This is a genomic window from Aeromonas veronii, assembly GCA_041319085.1.
In the GTDB taxonomy this organism is placed as follows: domain Bacteria; phylum Pseudomonadota; class Gammaproteobacteria; order Enterobacterales; family Aeromonadaceae; genus Aeromonas; species Aeromonas veronii_F.
Map to the genome: position 1 here is coordinate 1,325,276 of CP101033.1, position 19,086 is coordinate 1,344,361.

The window sequence follows — 19,086 nt, forward strand, 5'->3', positions numbered from 1 at the left end:
GCAAGCTGGGGGCTGTAACCCAGGGGCGGTAGCCATGATGTTTGTCTGATTTTTGTTTAAATTTCAAACGGCGTTGTTGTGTGATCCTGCCTTGGTGTTATATGTGAACGATATGTGCGACAGGCTGATGTTTAGCGTTAGTCAACGCAACGCCGCGCTTCATACCCCCGATATCCCATGTCGTATTCACTTCCTCGCAAGAGAGTTATATCGATGAAAATACTCGTGACCGGAGGCGCCGGTTTTATCGGCTCAGCCGTGGTGCGTCATATCATCAATAACACCACCGACTGCGTGATCAATCTCGACAAACTCACCTATGCCGGCAATCTGGAATCCTTGGCCGATGTATCGACCAGCGAGCGTTATGCGTTTGAGCAAGTGGATATTTGTAACCGCGCCGAGCTGGATCGGGTGTTTGCTCTGCACCAGCCGGATGCCGTAATGCACCTGGCCGCCGAGAGCCATGTCGACCGCTCCATTACTGGCCCCGCCGACTTTATCGAGACCAATATCGTTGGCACCTATATGTTGCTGGAAGCGGCTCGTGCCTATTGGAACGGGCTGGATGAGGTGCGCAAGGCGGCGTTCCGCTTCCACCATATCTCCACCGACGAGGTGTATGGGGATTTGCCGCACCCGGATGAGCTTATGTGTGACATGGCGCGTGACGCAGGACTCGTGACTGGTGATTTGAATTCCGACTCCCGAATCCCGAATCCCGAATTACCGCTCTTCACAGAGACTACCCCCTACGCCCCCAGCAGCCCCTATTCTGCCTCCAAGGCATCGAGCGACCATCTGGTGCGCGCCTGGCGTCGTACTTACGGCCTGCCGACCATCGTCACCAACTGCTCCAACAACTACGGCCCTTATCACTTCCCCGAGAAGCTGATCCCGCTGGTCATCCTCAATGCGCTGGATGGCAAACCGCTGCCTGTCTATGGCAAGGGCGACCAGATCCGTGACTGGCTCTATGTGGAAGACCACGCCCGTGCGCTCTATAAAGTCGTGACGACAGGCGTTGTCGGCGAAACCTACAACATCGGCGGCCACAACGAGAAGCAGAATCTGGAGGTGGTACACACCATCTGCGATCTGCTCGATGAGATGGTACCGCTTGCAGGAACTGCGGGACTCGGGACTCGGGAATCGAATCCCGAATCCCGGATCCCGAATCCCGGTTCCCGCAGCTACCGCGATCAAATCACCTATGTGGCCGACCGCCCCGGTCACGATCGCCGTTACGCCATCGATGCTAGCAAGATAAGCAGTGAGCTGGATTGGCAGCCAGAGGAGACTTTCGAATCAGGCATTCGCAAAACCGTGCAGTGGTATCTGGATAATCAAGCCTGGGTGGCGAATGTACAAAGCGGCGCTTATCAGCAAGGGTGAATTCCAAAGTGGCTATTGCTTAGTAAATCCAGTATTTAAGCAATGGGTATTTGTGATGTGGATGTTGGAGTTTAATTATAAATTAAAGGCCAGACTCCAATTTCATTTATGACTTTAAATACAGATTGGCGCTTAAATTTACATGTCCCTCTTAAGAAAAAATATTCTGCTCTTGTTACTGATGCAAGGAGCTAATTATCTGATCCCTTTAGTGACATTTCCTTATCTGACTCGTGTGCTTGGTGTGAGTCAATTTGGTGTCTACGCTTTTATTTTAACTTTGTCACAATATTTTGTGTTGGTAACTGATTTCGGATTTAACCTCAGCGCATCCAAAAAAATTGCACAGGCTAATGGGGATAAAAAAATAATCAGCGAGGTATATTGGGCAACGATATCGGCAAAATGCTTAATTGGCATTTTATGTGCCTTGATTGTATTAGGGCTTTACTTTTACAATATCGACAATCCTGATTATCATGGTGTGATTTTTATTTTATTTACTATCGTGGGTTCGGTATTTACACCGATCTGGTTTTTTCAGGGGATTGAGAAAATCTCGGCGCTGACGCTAACTAATATTCTTTCAAGAGCCTCGGCGATCCCATTAATTTTGTTATTAGTAAAAACGGCTGAAGATGTAAATTTGGCAATATTAGTTCAGGGGGCTGTAGCCTTACTGGCGGCAGCGATATCACAAGTGTTGGTGTACCGAGTTGGATTTATTATCAAGGTTAGGCTTAGCTTGGCAGCAATATTGGCACAGCTAAAAGACTCATTGCCTTTATTCATTTCAACGGTGGCAATCAGTCTTTATACTATGAGTACGCCCGTGATTCTAAATCTAGTGAGCAATAGTTATGAAATTGGTTTGTACGGCAGTGCCGATAGATTAAGAGGGGCATTAATTGGGCTCTTCTTAGTCATAGGTAGTGCAATCTACCCCAGAATTAATAATTTGTTCGTAACTGACAAAGTGGCGATGTACCAATTACTGCGTAAAATTATCATTGCCAAATGTAGCTTCGCACTCACTATTATTGCTGGTGTGTGGATATTTGCTCCACAACTGGTGGCCTTGTTACTGGGGGCTGAGTTTGTTGCTGCCGCGGATGTGCTGAAAGTTATGTCAGTGCAATTTTTTACGGTATTGATGTCAGTCGCTATTGCGAATTACTTGTTGCTGCCCTTTGGCTATCGTCGTGAATATATGTTGTTACCTATTTTCACCTGCATCTTGCATGCAGGGTTGTGTTTCTTCTTGGCTACAAAATTTGGCGCGATGGGTGGTGCAATATCGGTTACCTTTGTTGAAACATTTACAATGGTAGCGTTAATATACGTGGCATATAGCAAAGGCCTTTTTAAAGGCTTTAAAAGCTAGGGAAAGTGCGAACAAGTCCTTGGTGTGAGATCATGACCCTCACTTGGCATCATGAATGGGGTTCGGAATGCGTCACCAGCTTACCTTCGCGGATTGCGAGTTCAATGGCAAACGCTGCAAAACCCGCAAAGAGATATTCTTGGCCCCCATGGAGGATCTGCTCCCATGATCAAGGATGCTGGGGGTTATCGAGCCCGTCTATCCCAAGGCTGGTTACCCACTCGACATCATGCTCCGCATTCACTGCATGCAGCAGTGGTACAACCTCAGCGACGGCGCCATGGAAGATGCTCTCTACGAGCTTGCCTCTATGCGTCTGTTTGCCAAACTCTCCCTTGACCAGGCCATCCCTGACCGCACTACCATCATGAACTTCCGTCATCTGCTGGAGCAGCATCAACTGGCCCGCCAGCTCTTTGAAGCCGTCAACCAGTGGCTTTCTGACGCCGGCATCATGATGAAGCAAGGCTCGCTGGTCGATGCCAAGAGTGGCCTGACTCACAGCCTGGAGACCATGGCCGCCAACGAGCACGACCTCAATCAGGTGGGGAATCTGCTCCATGGCAAGCTCAGGGAGCTCAAGAAGCATCCTCGAAAAAACAAGGCAGTCATTGCCGTTGAGAGGCTCAAATCCAGCATCCGCGCTAAGGTGGAGCACCCGTTTCGGATCATCAAATGCCAGTTTGGCTTTGTGAAGGCTCGGTTCAAGAGGCTACGCAAAAACGACAACCAACTGGCAATGTTGTTTACGCTGGCGAACCTGTTTCGAGTGGACCAGATGATACGGACATGGGATAGCTGTGCCCAAAAATCGAAATAAGCCTCGAAAATGAGGCGAAATGGTGCTTAAAAGCCCGTTTTTGGCGGTAAAAGTCAAAATTTCGGAGTAATGAGCATTTAAAACTTGGGCACAAGGGGGTCATGATGAAAGTACGACCCACTTGTTCGCACCTTCCCTTATGGGGCGCGGGGTTTCGTAATCTTGCCCTGGAAAGTAAAGAAAGATTTATTTTACTTCACTTTTATAAAGAGATAAAATTTTGTATAAACTAACGGTTATTGTTGCCCTGTATAACGTAAAAGAGTACGTAGTTGATTGTATTAATTCCTTTGTGAATGCAAACCCTCAAAAGAATGAAGTTCGATTAATTATTGTGAATGATGGTTCAACTGATAACTCCAGAGAGTTAATTGAGTCTTTCGAGTCTCACCCTAATATTGTCATTTTGGATAAAGTTAACGGTGGCGTGAGTTCTGCTAGAAATGCGGGGCTGGATTATGCGCTAGGGACAACCGAATACGTTGGATTTTTGGATGCAGATGATCTGCTCTCCCTCGACTATTTCACTGAATTTGATCGGATTTATTTGCAGCATAAGCCGGATATAATCGAATTCAATGCCAACTTTTTTTCAGATTGGCGCACTATTAAATTTGACGTCAGCCAAGGGCATGATGAACTCGCTGATGTTAATGATGCTTTTCTTGCTCGCATTGTAAATAATGGAATGTGGTTTGCTTGGTCAAGAATATACAAGGTCGAGTTATTTGAGCATTTACGATTTTCCAATGGTCGACGTTATGAAGATATGATTTTAGTGCCTTCTTTGTATGTCAGAGCAAAGCAAGTTTATTCGAGTAGTAAGGTATTATATTTATACCGTGCTAATAGTAATGGCATCACCCATAATGGAAAAGCATCGGATGTAGATGATATTCTGTATGCTGTGAAAGTGTTTGGGCTTTTAAAGCTATCTGAAAGTTTTAATAATAAATTTAAGCGAAAAGCATTGAATGTATTGATGCCAATCTTAGTAAATATATCTCACTCAACAATAAAACCAAGTGTTTTTAGAAGAATTTCAGAATCACTAGATGTTAGTACTAACACGGTATTTTTTCTTTATTCAAAAGCAAGTGTAATGAAGCCTATTAAAGATACTGTTAAATTCATCGCTCGCTTTTTCAAGCGTGGATAAATTTGTTCCTGATTACCCATGATTAGCAGCCACCACGAACTATACTGATCTTACATGGCGCGGTTCCCTTTACGTGTGGGTGAGCCGAGTGACTCCGCCAAGCAGCCATGAACAGGATGTATTCGGCTCCTGGTTCACCACTCGAAACCAAGCAAGGTAGTTTTCCAGGTAGTCTGTCCCTACTCCGTGAAATTTGGCCATCCATTCCCGCCAACGACTCACGTAGTTATTGAGGGTCTGGATGTGGAAAACATCATCTTCTACTCGATGATGAGCGCTGGCGATCAACCGCTTATGGATCACGCCCGGCGCGTTCTGTGCAATCGTGCTGTAACTTAGATTGCCATCCGTGCACAGGATTGTTCCCGCCGTGAGGAGTGGTTTTAGGGAAGGTTCGATTTGACTCAAGCTTTTATCTAACAACACAGCATCACTTTCTCGACCATATCGATCTAGCGCGATTAAGAGCGGGACCAAGGGTATATGCCCACGTTTTTTACCCTTCGCGCCCCGGCGTCTTGCTGGACGATCCAGATGACGTCGTCCCTTAAATGATTCGGCTACAAATACCTCATCGGCCTCGACGATCCCGGCCAATTGCTTGGCTCGAGTGGTCAGTGCGTAGCGCAGAAAGCGATGGCGCCAACGAAATGCGGTCTTCAGGTTGATGGCGCACTCTCTGGCTGCGGCTCGCAGCGACAACCCACGACTGAGGCAGTCAGCATAGGCAGCCCACTTGTGCTTGTGATGAAGCCCCGCCAAAGCAGAACCATCCAATTGATTGAATGTTTTGCCGCATGCCTTACAACGGAACCGCTGCTGACCACGAGCACGTCCCCAATGAATGACACGGGAGGAATTGCAACAGGGGCATGCTGCGACAGCCTCGCTCTGGTTTGCCAATGCCTGATGGAGTTGATCACGTTGCAGATGGTGACGAAGTTGTTCCTGGGCGCGTTCTAGTTGGATTGGGTCGAGCTGGGCAAAAGAACGCAGCATTGAGGAAAACGCTTGGCTGTCCATGGCAAGCTCCTTACTCAAATAACCTGAAATAAGTATAACGCTTGCCACCAATACGGCTCTGGAACAGCGCCTCTTACGTACAGTTACTGAGGTGCGAGATCATGGCCAAAAGCAAAGTCCAATTCCAGAAAGGCTACAGCCTGTTTGAGTTTTTCAAGGACTATGGCACTGAAACGCAGTGCGAAAACGCGCTGCTCGCTTGGCGTTTTCCACACGGTTTCGTCTGTCCTGAGTGCGCCAACAAGACCTGTTGTCGCCTGAAAAGTCGGCCACGCGTGCTGCAATGCAATCACTGCCGTCACCAGATGTCATTGACTGGGAACACTATTTTCGCAAACACCAGCTCCCTCTGACCAAGTGGTTTCTGGCAATGCACCTGTTATTGCAGACCAAAACAGGCTTGTCAGCGATGGAGCTAAAGCGCCAGTTGGGCGTCAAATATGACACCGCCTGGATGCTCAAGCACAAGCTGCTGCAAGCCATGAAAGAGTCCGATGACAAGCAGCCCATCAGCGGCATCATTCAGCTCGATGATGTCTACTGGGGTGGCGAGCGCCGTGGTGGCAAACGGGGTCGGGGCGTGGCAGGCAAGACGCCATTTGTGGCAGCAGTGGCCCTGAATAAGGAAGGGCATCCAATCAAGATGCGGATGACGGTGGTCGATGGTTTCAAAACCAAGTCCATTGCGGATTGGGCAAAACGGCATGTTGCCAGTGGTAGCGCGGTGATATCCGATGGATTGGCCTGTTTCAAAGCGGTCAAAGAGGCCAATTGTGAGCACCTGGGTGTTGTCACCGGGGGCAACCTTGATTTGCTGGATCATCCGGCATTCAACTGGGTAAACACGATGATAGGGAATGTGAAGAACTCGCTGCGGGGCAGTTGCCATACGCTCGGAGCGAAGCATTTACCGAGACATCTTGCTGAATACTGCTTCCGGTTTAATCATCGTTTTGACCTCAAGAGCATGTTGGTTGAATTGGGGCATGCAGTCGTGGCCAGCCCTCCGATGCCATATCGACTCTTGAAGCTGGCTGAGGGTCATGGGTAATCAGGATTTATTTTTACAATGTTATTTAGTGGTGAATGTCGACTTTAATAGAGGGGTAGCTAAGATAACTTCAGTGAAAGTTATAGATTAAATGAATTCCTGATTCATGAATTCAGATAATAAATGCAATGTCCATGGTGCATTGGAGAGAAGAGGCCAACCACTGATTCTGGTACGCTTCTTCTCGCCAAAGAAACAAAGCGGTACACCATTAGATACCAGCAGTTGACCGAGGGGCTACGATACCAGATCGCCTGCCTCTATGACCATGGCCTGACGCAGGCTTGCATTGCTAAACGGCTCGGCGTTCATCCATCCACCATCAGTCGTGAGCTGCGTTGTAATCGGGATGAGCAGGGCTACCAGCCGCAACAGGCTCACCTGCGGGCTATGACGCGACGACGGACCAGTCAGAAACGCACGCTTCCCGCGGCTACCATCGACTTCGTGTCCATGGCGTTGGTCGCAGACTGGCCCCCCGAACAGATAAGTGGCGTGGGCAAACTCATCGACTGCCCAGTCAGCCATGAGTGGATATACCGCTATGTGGCACGCGATAATGCCAACGGCGGCACGCTCTACCGATATCTGCGTCAGGGCCATAAACGTTATCGCAAGGGCCGCAACAGCAAGCGCAGCGTCATCCTCAATCCGGTGTCAATTGATGAACGGCCAGCGATAGTTTATGAGCGCAGCCAGTCTGGGAGGTCGATACCGTGCTGGGCAAACAAGGCCGCGGTGCCCTCGTGAGCCTGCTGGAGCGTAAAACCCGACTCTATCTGGTGAGATACGTCCCCAGTAAGATGGCCAGCGCGGTGGCTGACGCCATTATCAACATGCTCACCCACTACCGGGAGCATGTCCATACGATTACCGCCGACAATGGCAGAGAGTGTGTCGAATATGAGCAGGTTGCGGTAGCGCTGGAAGCACAAGTTTATTTTGCCCACCCCTATTGTTCATGGGAGCGGGGGCAGAACGAGAACAGCAATGGCCTACTGCGGCAATACGAAAGGCAGTGATCTGAGCGAGGTGAGCATGGAGGCTCTTGCCGGCTTCGAAAAGCGGCTTAACTTCAGGCCACGCAAATACCTGGGGTTTAGACAACCGCAGGTGGTTTTTGACGAATTGTTCAATACAGCCTGATTTTTAACCGGACGTTGCACTCCAGTGTTGAATCCGCCGTTTCGTAATCTTGCCCTGAAATAGCCACTGAATTGAAATGGTTGCCGAAGGAGAGTTTTGAGTCAGGATTATCCAAGACGATAACTTGGCATATCTCCCAAATAAAAGACCTTGACTGAATTTACCATTGATATATTTGCATGTCCTGCGTGAACTGAACTTGAGATTGGTATTTTTTATATGAAGAATAATATTTTGAGTCTCATTGGTCGTAATAAAGACCTGTTCGTTGATGATATTGGTAAAAATGAACAAAAGCTGTCGGATGTCGTTAGCCAGTCCCGGTTCCTTGTCCTGGGGGGGGCCGGTTCCATTGGTCAGGCGGTGACCAAAGAGATCTTCAAGAGAAATCCACGCAAGTTGCATGTTGTCGATATCAGCGAGAACAACATGGTCGAGCTGGTGCGCGATATCCGTAGCTCATTCGGGTATATCGATGGTGATTTCCAGACGTTCGCCCTGGATATTGGTTCCATTGAGTATGATGCCTTTATCAAAGCCGACGGCGCCTATGATTACGTGCTCAATCTTTCTGCCCTCAAGCATGTACGCAGCGAGAAAGACCCCTTCACCTTGATGCGCATGATCGATGTCAACGTGTTCAACACGGACAAAACCATCCAGCAATCCATCGACATGGGGGTGAAGAAGTACTTCTGTGTCTCGACAGACAAGGCGGCGAACCCGGTCAACATGATGGGGGCTTCCAAGCGCATCATGGAGATGTTCCTGATGCGTCGCAGCGAGCAGATTGCCATTTCAACCGCGCGCTTTGCCAACGTGGCCTTCTCCGATGGTTCCCTGCTGCACGGATTTAACCAGCGCTTGCAAAAGCGTCAGCCCATCGTCGCCCCCAACGACATCAAACGTTACTTCGTGACACCTCAGGAGTCCGGGGAACTGTGCCTGATGTCCTGCATCTTCGGTGAGAACAGGGATATCTTCTTCCCCAAGCTCAGCGAGTCCCTGCACTTGATTACTTTCGCCGAAATCGCCGTGAAGTATCTGGAGCAGCATGGTTACAAGCCGTATCTGTGCAAGGACGAGGATGAAGCCAGAGCCCTGATGGCAAGCCTGCCTGAGCAGGGGATGTGGCCGTGCCTCTTTACCGAGAGCGACACAACGGGTGAAAAAGACTTCGAAGAGTTCTTCACGGACAAGGAAATGCTGGATATGGCCCGTTTCGAGAACCTGGGCATCATCAAGAATGAACCCTCATATCAGAATGATCTGCTGAACCATTTCGAGCAGACCATTGCAGCCATGAAAACAAAACGAGCCTGGGACAAGAAAGAGATCGTCGAGCTGTTCTTCGCCATGATCCCGGATTTTGGTCACAAAGAAACGGGCAAATATCTCGACGGCAAGATGTAAGGAATCGGTATGCATACTCAATTGATACGTTTTATTCGTGATACCTACAAAACCGATGACTTCATCCCTCTTCACGCCCCGACCTTTGCCGGCAATGAACGTCAATATGTGCTCGATACCCTCGAAAGCACCTTCGTTTCCAGTGTCGGTGCCTATGTTGAGCAGTTCGAGCAGCAAATAGCCACCTTTACCGGTTCAGCCCGTGCCGTTGCCACCATGAATGGCACGGCGGCGCTGCATATCGCGCTCTACATGGCAGGTGTGCAGGCAGGCGATCTGGTGATCACCCAGCCCCTGACCTTCGTGGCGACCTGCAATGCCTTGTATCACATGGGCGCAGAGCCCGTGTTCGTCGATGTATCACGCCAGAGCCTGGGTCTGTGCCCCATTGCCCTGGCCAACTGGCTGGAAGAGCATGCCACTCGCACCGAGACAGGTGCGATCCACCAGGCAAGCGGACGCCGCCTCAAAGCTGTCGTGCCCATGCACACCTTTGGTCATCCGGTTGAACTCGATGAGCTTCAGGCTGTGTGCGAGGCGTGGGACATCGCCTTGGTGGAAGATGCTGCCGAGAGCCTTGGTTCCTTCTACAAAGGCAAACATACAGGGACGCTGAGTGCGTTTTCCGCCCTGAGTTTTAATGGCAACAAGATCATCACCACGGGTGGCGGCGGCATGGTGCTCTGCCAGAATGCTGAACAGGGGGCGCGCACCAAGCACATCACCACCACCGCCAAGGTGCCCCATCCGTTCGAGTTCTATCATGATGAACCCGGTTTTAACTACCGAATGCCCAATCTGAATGCGGCCCTCGGATGTGCCCAGATGGAAGCCCTGCCGCAATTCCTAGCGCAAAAGCGGGCTCTTGCCATGCACTACGCCGAGTTCTTCAAGGGACAGGCATGCCAGTTTGTAACCGAGCCTTCCTATGGATGCTCCAACTACTGGCTAAATGCGATTGTCTGTGAAGATCAAACCCAGCGGGATACGTTGCTGAGCGAGCTTAACAAGGCTGGCGTCATGACCCGGCCTGTATGGAAGCTGATGCATCGCCTGCCCATGTTTTCTCATACCTTGCGTGGGGAGCTTAACAATGCCGAATGGTTGGAAGCCCATCTGGTCAACTTGCCTAGTTCACCGATCGAGGTTACATCATGAGAAAAATTGCTGTATTTACAGGTACTCGAGCTGAATATGGACTCTTGTATTGGATTATTAAGGGACTGCATGAGTCTTCTGAAGCTGAGCTTCAGTTGCTTGTTGGTGGAATGCACTTGTCCCCAGAATTCGGCAAAACAATAACGCAAATCGAAATAGACGGTTTTCCTGTAACTGATAAACTGGAATTTCTTTTATCTTCGGATACACCTGTCGGTATTGCGAAATCTATGGGGCTGGCTCTTATCTGCGCTGCGGATGTGTTTGAAAGAGCAAAACCTGATCTATTAGTTGTTTTGGGTGATAGATTTGAATCCATGGCGATTTGTCAGGCTGCGATGGTGGCACAAATACCGATTGCGCATATTCACGGTGGAGAAACAACGGAGGGGCTGATTGATGAGGCTGTACGTCATTCGATAACGAAAATGTCTCATCTGCACTTTACTGCTACTGAAGAATATAGACAGCGTGTTATTCAACTCGGTGAAAATCCCGCGTGCGTATTTAACGTCGGTGCACCGGGAATTGATAGTATAAGGGCATTAGATCTTTTATCGCGTGGAGAATTATCGGAGTCTATTCAGTTTGACCTCACTGACGCTCCATACATGGTTGTAACTTATCATCCAGTGACATTGAGTCGTGATGGTGCAGTAGAAGATCTAAAACAACTCTTGGCTGCGTTGCGTGAGTATACGGAGCATAAGTTTTTGATAACTTACCCTAATGCGGATACTCACGGGCGCGCATTGATTCCATTGTTGGATGATTTTGCACGCGAATATCCAGGAAGGGTGTTGTTAGCTCAGTCTTTAGGACAGTTGAGATATTTGAGTGCACTGAAGCATTGTGATTTGGTAATCGGAAACTCATCAAGCGGTCTTATTGAAGTCCCTACATTCAAAGTTCCAACCATAAATATTGGGGATCGTCAGAAGGGGCGCATTGCTGGAAATTCGGTGATTAGTTGCAATGGTAGCAGAGGCTCAATACAGGGAGCAATCAGGGAAGCTTTGAGTACTTCCTTTAGAGAGAAGTGCCGTAATTCAGTAAACCCTTATGGTGAGGGTGGTGGCTCCAGCAAGATTGTCAATATTATTCTAAGCGAGAATCTGAATGATCTCATTTTTAAATCGTTCTTTGATATTAAGTAGAGTGTGATGAAAGTTGGCTTTATAGGGTGTGTCGATTCGAGTCGAGCAGCACTTAAAACGTTACTTGGTGTAGATGGCTTAACTGTTTCTGCTGTAGTAACTCGTGAGCAATCGACAGTTAATGCAGATTTTTGTGATTTAACAGATCTTTGTTACGTAAATGAAATTCCAGTGCATTTTGAAAATCCAAAAGCGCGTGCTGCGTCTGTTAAGTTTTTAGAGTCTTTTGAGCTTGACGTCATATTTTGCATTGGGTGGAGCTATCTGCTTGACGACAGTGTTTTGGCACTTCCTCGTATAGGGGTTATCGGTTTTCATCCGGCAAGTTTACCCCGTAACCGTGGTCGGCATCCGATTATCTGGGCATTGGCATTAGGCTTGGAAGAAACGGCATCAACTTTTTTTTTGATGGATGCAGGCGCTGATTCTGGACCAATTGCCAATCAAGTCACAATATCAATCGAACCAGATGACAATGCAACGAGCTTATATGAGAAAATTTTGGGGGTATCTAAGATACAGCTCGCGAAGATTTGTGAAGATCTAGTCAATGGAATGGTAACCTTCGAAGAACAAGATCATAGTCAAGCAACATACTGGCGCAAGAGAAATCGGAAAGACGGTATGATCGATTTTCGAATGAATGCTGAACAGATCCATAACCTAGTCCGAGCCTTGGCACCGCCATATCCCGGCGCAGAGCTTATCTTTGGTCAAAAGTCCATCGTCGTTCAAAAAAGTAGGATCGCTTCGGTAAGTTATCCTTTAAACATCGAACCTGGAAAGGTTCTGGATAAAGCTTGCGATGCTCTATTAGTTAAAACAGCTGGCACTGAGGCAATTTGGTTGTTTGATATCGAATGCGGTGATATAGCAATAGGGGATTATTTATGAAAACGGTTCTAGTTGTTGCTCCCCATGCAGATGATGAGACACTGGGGTGCGGTGGCACAATCTTAAAGCTCATCGAGCAAGGCTACCAAGTGCATTGGTTGCTCGTTACTGGGATGACGAAAGAGACTGGATATTCAGTTGCTCAGATCGAATCGAGACGTGAAGAAATTATAAAGGTGTCCAAACAATATGGTTTCAGTGCGACTCATGAGTTGAACTTACCTCCAGCTCGTTTAGAAACCTTAGCTAAGGGAGAGGTGATTAGACCAATTTGTAATGTTATAAACGACATCAAGCCAGAGATTGTGTTCTCAGTTTATCGAAATGATGCGCACAGCGACCATGAAATTGTGTTTGATGCGGTCATGTCGGCAACGAAGTCATTTAGATACCCATTTGTAAAAAAAATCATGGTGTATGAAACGATGTCTGAAACTGACTTCGGTATGAAGCCAGAGGATAGTGGTTTTAGACCAAATGTTTTTATCGATATAGAACCATATTTAGCTAAAAAACTCGATATTCTCGGGGTTTTTGAATCTGAAGTTGGTGACTTTCCTTTTCCTCGTTCAAGGAAAGCTTTGCAATCTTTAGCTTATGTTCGTGGTGCCCAATGTAATGCCGAGGCCGCTGAAGCCTTTATGTTGATCAAGGAAATAATATGACACTTATTATTGCCGAAGCCGGCGTCAACCATAATGGCGACGAAGCACTCGCCGTGGCACTGATCGATGCCGCCCACCAGGCAGGTGTCGATGTCGTCAAGTTTCAGACCTTCAAGGCGGCCAATCTGGTGACCCGCCAGGCCAAGCAGGCCCCTTATCAAATCGCCAACACCGGCAAGGAAGAGAGCCAGTTTGCCATGCTCTCCCGCCTTGAGCTTTCGTTCGATGCCCATCTTCGTCTGATCGCCCATTGCGAGTCTCTCGGTATCGCGTTTTTGTCTACCGCCTTCGATATCGAGAGCTTGGACTTTCTGGTGAACCGGTTGAAGTTGCAGACCCTCAAGATCCCGTCCGGGGAACTGACCAATGCGCCTTTCGTTCTGGCCCATGCTCGCACCGGTTGCGAGTTGATCGTCTCGACCGGTATGGCCACGTTGGCAGAAGTGGAGGCGGCCCTGGGGGTGATAGCCTTCGGATTGACCGCTCCGCAGGATGCGCAGCCCGGTGAGGCCGCCTTCATGGCTGCCTATGCCAGCGAGGCTGGTCAGGCCGCTCTTGCCAACAAGGTGACCCTGCTGCATTGCACGACCGAGTATCCGGCGCCCATGGTGGATATCAACCTCAAAGCCATGGATACCCTGTCGCACGCCTTCTGGTTGCCGGTCGGTTATTCGGATCACAGCCTGGGCATCACCATCCCGGTGGCTGCAGTCGCCCGTGGAGCCTGCCTTATCGAGAAGCACTTTACTCTGGATCGCAACATGGAAGGGCCTGATCACAAGGCTTCTCTTGAACCCGATGAACTGGCTGCCATGGTGAAAGGGATCCGCGATGTGGAGCTGGCACTGGGAGATGGCATCAAAGGGCCTCGCCCGAGCGAGATCAAGAACAAGGAGATCGCACGCAAGAGCCTGGTGGCTGCCTGCGACATTGAGGAGGGCGCCAGCCTCTGTGCCGACAACCTCGCCATCAAGCGCCCTGGCGATGGAATGAGCCCCTATGCCTACTGGCAGCTCCTGGGGCAACCTGCTAAACGTGCCTATCAGGCGGGTGAGCCTATCCGTGAATAAACCGGTCATCGTCCTCGGGGCAGGCGGGCATGCCTCGATGCTGGTCGACATGCTGCGCAGCCAGGGAGTTGTTCCCATCGCCTTGGTTGCGCCCGCCGCAGGTACACCGCGCGCCGCGCTGGTCGATATTCCCCTCTGGCATGATGAGGTAATACTGACCCACCATCCGGATGAGGTGGTGTTGGTCAATGGCATCGGCTCCCTGCCGGGCAACCCGCTGCGCGCCACGCTGTTTGCTCGTTATCGCGCCCTTGGTTACCGCTTTGTAAGCGTCGTCAGCGCACAGGCCATAGTTTCTGACTACGTTGTGCTGGAAGAGGGTGTCCAAGTGATGGCGGGGGCCATCATTCAGGCTGGTACCCGGATAGGTGCCAACAGCATCATCAATAGTGGCGCCATCGTGGATCACGACTGCCATCTGGGGGGCGACAATCACGTCGCACCGGGCGCCGTGTTATCCGGGGGGGTGGTAACGGGTGAGAGAGTCCATATCGGTACGGGAGCTGCTGTGATCCAGGGCATATCAATTGGCTCTGATGCCGTGGTCGGGGCCGGCGCCACGCTGACGCGCCCTCTTGGAGAAAAGCAGATTGCATACGTTGCCCGGGGCAGCGTGATGCCTATCAAGCAGTAAAGGATGGATTGGATGAGCAAAAATTGGGAAAAAGTGGTGTTGTCGCCGGCACACTCGGTGCGTGATGCCCTGGCCGTGATCAATGAAGAGGCACTGCAGGTTTGCCTGGTCGTGGATGACGCGCGGCACTTGCTGGGCGTCGTGACCGATGGCGATGTTCGCCGCGCCATCCTGAACAATGTCTCCCTGACGCAAAGCGTCACGGCCGTGATGAACCCCACCCCCATCACTGTCTCGGCCAAACTGACCCGTGCGCAGTTGCTGGAAACTATGCGAGCGCGAAGCGTTCTTTCCCTGCCGGTGGTCGACGATGCAGGCAAGCTGATTGGGCTGGAAACCTGGGAGCAGGCGGCAAAAACGCCGAGCTATGACAATCCCGTCTTCATCATGGCGGGGGGGTTTGGTACCCGGCTACGCCCGCTCACCGACAGCTGCCCCAAGCCCATGCTCAACGTGGGGGACAAACCTATTCTGGAAACTCTGCTTAGTCAGTTTCTCAAGGCGGGTTTCAAGAACATCTACATCTCCACCCACTATAAGCCCGAGCAGATCACCGGCTATTTTGGTGATGGTTCTGCCTGGGGAGCCAATATTCGCTACGTGCATGAAGAGAGGCCGCTTGGTACAGGTGGTGCGCTGGGTCTGCTGCCTGCCGACATCCCCACTCTGCCACTCATCATGATCAATGGTGACGTGCTGACCACGGTGGATTTCAATCGTCTGCTCGATTTCCACAACAAATACCAGCCTGTGGCCACCATGTGCGTTCGCGAATATGACTATCAGATCCCCTATGGGGTGATCAGCGGAGACGGACACCGCATCCTCGAGATGCAGGAAAAACCCATTCAACGCTATTTTGTCAATGCGGGAATTTATGTGGTCAGTCCGGAATTATTCATGAATGTCCCAAGGCAAGAGCGAATCGATATGCCAACCCTGCTTGAGCAGCAAATCGCCAAGCAGGAAGACGTATTGATGTTCCCCATTCACGAATACTGGCTCGACATTGGCCGTATGGATGACTTCCACAAAGCGCAGCTCGATATCAAGGGGGTGGTTTAATGTCCCTCAAAATTGCAATTATTCCGGCACGGGGCGGGAGCAAGCGTCTCCCTAATAAGAATATTTTGCCCTTGGATGGAAAACCATTGATCGTCTGGACAATAGAGGCTGCTCTGGATAGCCAGCTGTTCGACATGGTATTGGTCAGTACCGATTCTCAGGATATTGCCGATATATCAATAAGTGCCGGGGCTATGGTCCCTTTTTTACGGCCGGTGGAATTAGCCAGCGATACGGCAACTACTAATGATGTTATCAGCCATATGGTGAAATGGGTGGAGGCTGAGCACGATGTTGTTGAACTAGTTGCTCTTCTGCAACCCACATCACCTCTACGTGATGCGGATAATATCAAAGACGCCATGAAGTTGTATGAGGAAAAAAATGCTGCTTCTGTAATTTCAGTGTGTGAGTTGGATCATCCTATTCAATATTGCAATCGCCTTCCTAGTGACCGCAGCATGAATGGATTTATTTCTGTCACAGAAAATAAACGAAGCCAGGAACTAGAGCCTTATTACCGTTTGAATGGTGCTATTTATATTTTCGCTCGTCGCTTTGTTGGCGCCCTATCCGAAATTTATTCGGACGGAGCATTTGCTTATGTGATGGATAAAAACAGTTCGGTTGATATTGACGATGAATTTGATTTCAAAATGGCGAGGTTTATCAAATCTTGTTTCAAGTATTAAATTCATATGTATTTATATTTTCGCCAACAATCTCTCTTTCTAAAAAATGAAAGATGGTTTTTATTTTATAAATTGAGTTTGACATGGGATTATTAAAACGCTCCAGTATCTATTTATTATCAAACATACTTAATGCATTAGTCCCATTTCTGCTGTTGCCGGTATTGACTCGCTATCTGACCCCTGATGAATACGGTCAGATAGCCATGTTTCAGACACTGATCACAGGTCTGGCCGCACTCACGGGGGTAAACGCGGTAGGGGCCGCCAATCGTAAATTCTATGACAAGCATGATTGCTCCTCCCTGGCCCAGTTTAATGGTACCTGCCTGCATATCCTTCTGCTCAGCTCATTGACTCTGGGAGTTTTTTGTTTCTTTCTGTCGACAGAGGTCAGTCAATGGCTGAATATACCTACAACATGGGTATATCTTGCTCTTATTATTTCAAGTGCAAATTTTATTATCCAGTTCAGATTGGGACAGTGGCAAATCAGGGAGAATGCTGTTTCTTTCGGCGTCATGCAAGTCAGCCAAAGTGTCTTGGTATTGATATTGTCTCTGGGCTTGATTGTCGGGTTGCAGCAGGGGGCCTCCGGACGTGTTGATGCGCTCATGGTAACCAGTGTCGTGTATGCTGGATTAGGGCTGCTGTTACTTTATCGGGATCGCTTGCTGGTTTTATTGCCTCTGAAGAAGGCGTTTTTCAAAGAGGCTCTTTCTTTTGGGGGTCTGCTAGTTCCACATGTGGTTGGGATATTCTTGTTGAGCTCGATAGACAGGTTTTTTATCAACCGGCAGTTGGGGGTGGCAGAGGCAGGTATCTATATGCTTGGCGTACAGCTCAGTCTTGGGATGGCTGTCGTATTTGATGCCATCAACAAGGCGCTGGTACCCTGGCTTTTCAGAACCCTGTCGGACAATAACCCTCATCAGTTGCAACGACTGGTCAAGCTCACTTATCTGTTCTTTGTCATTGTTTCCGGTCTGGGGGCCCTTTCATTCATCGTCGGCCCCTGGGTGGTCACATGGGTCGCAGGCGCCGAGTATCAAAGGGCAACAACGGTCATCGGCTGGCTATGCTTTGGGCAAGCCTTTGGCGGAATGTATCTGATGGTGGCCAATTATATCTTCTATGCCAGAAGAACCGGTGCCTTGTCTGCCGTCACTATCTCCACCGGATTGTTGAACATTGCGCTGCTTGTCTACCTGATTGAGCATATGGGCATAGTGGGCGTTGCAATGGCTTTCGCTATCTCGATGTGCATTCGATTTTTTGCCACATGGTGGCTGGCATCACGGGTCAGTGCTGTTTCCTGGCGTATCACCTATAAAAAATAATATTGCAATAAACTCAGCGGGTCTCCAACAATGAATCTTTTTGTCTGTTACACCCATCTCCAGTTGGTTATTGCATCACGCATTATTGCACACCGGAATCTTCTTCCTGACGATGTGGAAATATTTTATATCAGTAAAATAGATAATGATGTCACAAAAAACACACTGCAGGACATGAGAGAAATTTGCGGTAAAGTGACGTTTATTCATATGAAGTTGAAATATCCGCTCTACTTCCCGGCTATTTTCAGACATTTCTTTAAGCGACGCTATGACGCTGTATTTGTTGCATCCATCGATAATGTGTTAATTCATTTTATTCTATCGAGAGTTAGCTTTAATCATCTATTTACATTTGATGATGGTTCGGCAAATATCATTCCTGGCAGTATCTACTATCAATCACAAAAAGTGGGGGTGATAGGAAAGGTTTGTAGAGCAGTATTGATGATACAGTTAGATATGGAATCAATAAAGAAATCCAGTCAATGTCATTATACAATTTACGGTAGCCATAAAAACATCATACCTAGAACAATGAGCATTAATATGTTCTCTTCGGGTGATAAGGATTTTGCTGAGGCTGAAGCCAACACAAAGATAAGTGCTTGTAATGTTATACTCGGATCTGTCTATTCTGATATTTTTTGTTCCGGGGTTGATATAATATATAGTCTGGATAAGTGTTGTCAGGTGGTGAAGGATACTGATAGAGAGACTTTTTATTTACCACACCCAAGAGAAATAAAATATTCTCCACCATCATATCTGAAAGTAATAAAAGCTAGATTTATTGCAGAAAGAGAAGTTTCTGAATTATTAAAGAAATATCAGTATGTACATGTCTATGGTTTTTTGAGTTCTTGTCAAATAAACCTTATTGGGAATGAAAATATAATTAACCATGTCTTTTATTTAAAGAACTTGTCACCTATTTTTAAAGAGGCTATCTCTGGTAGTATTGCCTTAAAGAACATGAATGTTATTCATATCGACTAAGTTATCTGGTTGCGAATTTAA

At 48.5% G+C, this 19,086-nt stretch carries 16 protein-coding genes and 3 pseudogenes; 17 read left to right on the forward strand and 2 right to left on the reverse strand.

Annotated elements, in window-relative coordinates; translation table 11 throughout:
• Window positions 1-213: 213 nt before the first annotated feature.
• The 4 genes and pseudogenes from NMD14_06485 to NMD14_06500 all read left to right on the forward strand — a co-directional run bounded on the left by NMD14_06485 (window position 214) and on the right by NMD14_06500 (window position 4,758).
• The gene (locus NMD14_06485; GenBank protein ID XEI34051.1) at window positions 214-1,395 is read left to right on the forward strand and encodes a GDP-mannose 4,6-dehydratase; all 1,182 of its coding nucleotides are present in this window, start codon (window positions 214-216) and stop codon (window positions 1,393-1,395) included.
• A gap of 142 nt (window positions 1,396-1,537) precedes the next feature.
• A complete protein-coding gene (locus NMD14_06490) occupies window positions 1,538-2,779 on the forward strand; it encodes a flippase (protein XEI34052.1) in 1,242 nt (413 codons plus the stop codon).
• Between the two features lie 67 nt (window positions 2,780-2,846).
• Window positions 2,847-3,599: pseudogene (locus tag NMD14_06495) on the forward strand (transposase).
• A 220-nt stretch (window positions 3,600-3,819) separates the two neighbouring features.
• On the forward strand, window positions 3,820-4,758 hold the full coding sequence (locus NMD14_06500) for a glycosyltransferase (GenBank protein XEI34053.1): 939 nt from the start codon (window positions 3,820-3,822) through the stop codon (window positions 4,756-4,758).
• 69 nt (window positions 4,759-4,827) lie between these two features.
• On the opposite strand, the gene NMD14_06505 is transcribed toward NMD14_06500, so the two are convergent.
• Complete coding sequence (locus tag NMD14_06505) at window positions 4,828-5,781, reverse strand: IS1595 family transposase (protein ID XEI34054.1); 954 nt, start codon at window positions 5,779-5,781, stop codon at window positions 4,828-4,830.
• 101 nt (window positions 5,782-5,882) lie between these two features.
• Here NMD14_06505 and NMD14_06510 point away from each other — a divergent pair.
• Together NMD14_06510 and NMD14_06515 are read left to right on the forward strand one after the other, a co-directional pair.
• Window positions 5,883-6,832: pseudogene (locus NMD14_06510) on the forward strand (IS1595 family transposase).
• Between the two features lie 210 nt (window positions 6,833-7,042).
• A pseudogene (locus NMD14_06515) lies at window positions 7,043-7,978 on the forward strand (IS30 family transposase).
• Window positions 7,979-7,981: 3 nt separating this feature from the next.
• Here NMD14_06515 and NMD14_06520 read toward each other — a convergent pair.
• Window positions 7,982-8,383 (reverse strand): hypothetical protein, encoded by a 402-nt coding sequence (locus NMD14_06520; GenBank protein ID XEI34814.1) that lies wholly within the window; start codon window positions 8,381-8,383, stop codon window positions 7,982-7,984.
• On the opposite strand from NMD14_06520, the gene NMD14_06525 reads away from it, so the two are divergent.
• From NMD14_06525 to NMD14_06575, 11 genes are all read left to right on the forward strand, one after another.
• Entirely contained in the window at window positions 8,330-9,391 is a 1,062-nt protein-coding gene (locus tag NMD14_06525; GenBank protein XEI34717.1) for a UDP-N-acetylglucosamine 4,6-dehydratase, read from the forward strand. The two genes, NMD14_06520 and NMD14_06525, sit on opposite strands and share 54 nt — an antisense overlap.
• Before the next feature lie 9 nt (window positions 9,392-9,400).
• The gene (locus NMD14_06530) at window positions 9,401-10,549 is read left to right on the forward strand and encodes a LegC family aminotransferase (protein ID XEI34055.1); all 1,149 of its coding nucleotides are present in this window, start codon (window positions 9,401-9,403) and stop codon (window positions 10,547-10,549) included.
• Window positions 10,546-11,706 carry a UDP-N-acetylglucosamine 2-epimerase gene (gene neuC / locus NMD14_06535; protein XEI34056.1) on the forward strand — a complete coding sequence of 387 codons (1,161 nt, stop codon included), beginning with the start codon at window positions 10,546-10,548 and terminating at the stop codon, window positions 11,704-11,706. The genes NMD14_06530 and neuC overlap by 4 nt, the downstream gene beginning before the upstream one ends.
• Before the next feature lie 6 nt (window positions 11,707-11,712).
• The gene (locus NMD14_06540) at window positions 11,713-12,600 is read left to right on the forward strand and encodes a hypothetical protein (GenBank protein XEI34057.1); all 888 of its coding nucleotides are present in this window, start codon (window positions 11,713-11,715) and stop codon (window positions 12,598-12,600) included.
• On the forward strand, window positions 12,597-13,265 hold the full coding sequence (locus tag NMD14_06545; GenBank protein ID XEI34058.1) for a PIG-L family deacetylase: 669 nt from the start codon (window positions 12,597-12,599) through the stop codon (window positions 13,263-13,265). Before NMD14_06540 ends, NMD14_06545 begins: the two co-directional genes overlap by 4 nt.
• Window positions 13,262-14,335, forward strand: a complete 1,074-nt coding sequence (gene neuB / locus NMD14_06550) for an N-acetylneuraminate synthase (GenBank protein ID XEI34059.1) — start codon at window positions 13,262-13,264, stop codon at window positions 14,333-14,335. The genes NMD14_06545 and neuB overlap by 4 nt, the downstream gene beginning before the upstream one ends.
• Window positions 14,328-14,969, forward strand: a complete 642-nt coding sequence (locus NMD14_06555) for an acetyltransferase (protein ID XEI34060.1) — start codon at window positions 14,328-14,330, stop codon at window positions 14,967-14,969. Before neuB ends, NMD14_06555 begins: the two co-directional genes overlap by 8 nt.
• Before the next feature lie 12 nt (window positions 14,970-14,981).
• Window positions 14,982-16,034 carry a nucleotidyltransferase family protein gene (locus NMD14_06560; protein XEI34061.1) on the forward strand — a complete coding sequence of 351 codons (1,053 nt, stop codon included), beginning with the start codon at window positions 14,982-14,984 and terminating at the stop codon, window positions 16,032-16,034.
• Window positions 16,034-16,726 (forward strand): acylneuraminate cytidylyltransferase family protein, encoded by a 693-nt coding sequence (locus NMD14_06565; protein ID XEI34062.1) that lies wholly within the window; start codon window positions 16,034-16,036, stop codon window positions 16,724-16,726. The genes NMD14_06560 and NMD14_06565 overlap by 1 nt, the downstream gene beginning before the upstream one ends.
• Window positions 16,727-16,809: 83 nt before the next feature.
• Window positions 16,810-18,066 (forward strand): oligosaccharide flippase family protein, encoded by a 1,257-nt coding sequence (locus tag NMD14_06570; protein ID XEI34063.1) that lies wholly within the window; start codon window positions 16,810-16,812, stop codon window positions 18,064-18,066.
• A 30-nt stretch (window positions 18,067-18,096) separates the two neighbouring features.
• On the forward strand, window positions 18,097-19,065 hold the full coding sequence (locus NMD14_06575; protein ID XEI34064.1) for a glycosyltransferase family 52 protein: 969 nt from the start codon (window positions 18,097-18,099) through the stop codon (window positions 19,063-19,065).
• Window positions 19,066-19,086 lie beyond the last annotated feature (21 nt).

Excerpts from the sequence above, each read along its gene's own strand:
- NMD14_06485 (XEI34051.1), top strand. The coding sequence starts at position 214 with ATGAAAATACTCGTGACCGGAGGCGCCGGTTTTATCGGCTCAGCCGTG.
- NMD14_06490 (XEI34052.1), top strand. The coding sequence starts at position 1,538 with ATGTCCCTCTTAAGAAAAAATATTCTGCTCTTGTTACTGATGCAAGGA.
- NMD14_06505 (XEI34054.1), bottom strand. The coding sequence starts at position 5,781 with ATGGACAGCCAAGCGTTTTCCTCAATGCTGCGTTCTTTTGCCCAGCTC.
- NMD14_06520 (XEI34814.1), bottom strand. The coding sequence starts at position 8,383 with ATGCAACTTGCGTGGATTTCTCTTGAAGATCTCTTTGGTCACCGCCTG.
- NMD14_06530 (XEI34055.1), top strand. The coding sequence starts at position 9,401 with ATGCATACTCAATTGATACGTTTTATTCGTGATACCTACAAAACCGAT.
- neuC (XEI34056.1), top strand. The coding sequence starts at position 10,546 with ATGAGAAAAATTGCTGTATTTACAGGTACTCGAGCTGAATATGGACTC.
- NMD14_06540 (XEI34057.1), top strand. The coding sequence starts at position 11,713 with ATGAAAGTTGGCTTTATAGGGTGTGTCGATTCGAGTCGAGCAGCACTT.
- NMD14_06545 (XEI34058.1), top strand. The coding sequence starts at position 12,597 with ATGAAAACGGTTCTAGTTGTTGCTCCCCATGCAGATGATGAGACACTG.
- neuB (XEI34059.1), top strand. The coding sequence starts at position 13,262 with ATGACACTTATTATTGCCGAAGCCGGCGTCAACCATAATGGCGACGAA.
- NMD14_06560 (XEI34061.1), top strand. The coding sequence starts at position 14,982 with ATGAGCAAAAATTGGGAAAAAGTGGTGTTGTCGCCGGCACACTCGGTG.
- NMD14_06565 (XEI34062.1), top strand. The coding sequence starts at position 16,034 with ATGTCCCTCAAAATTGCAATTATTCCGGCACGGGGCGGGAGCAAGCGT.
- NMD14_06570 (XEI34063.1), top strand. The coding sequence starts at position 16,810 with ATGGGATTATTAAAACGCTCCAGTATCTATTTATTATCAAACATACTT.
- NMD14_06575 (XEI34064.1), top strand. The coding sequence starts at position 18,097 with ATGAATCTTTTTGTCTGTTACACCCATCTCCAGTTGGTTATTGCATCA.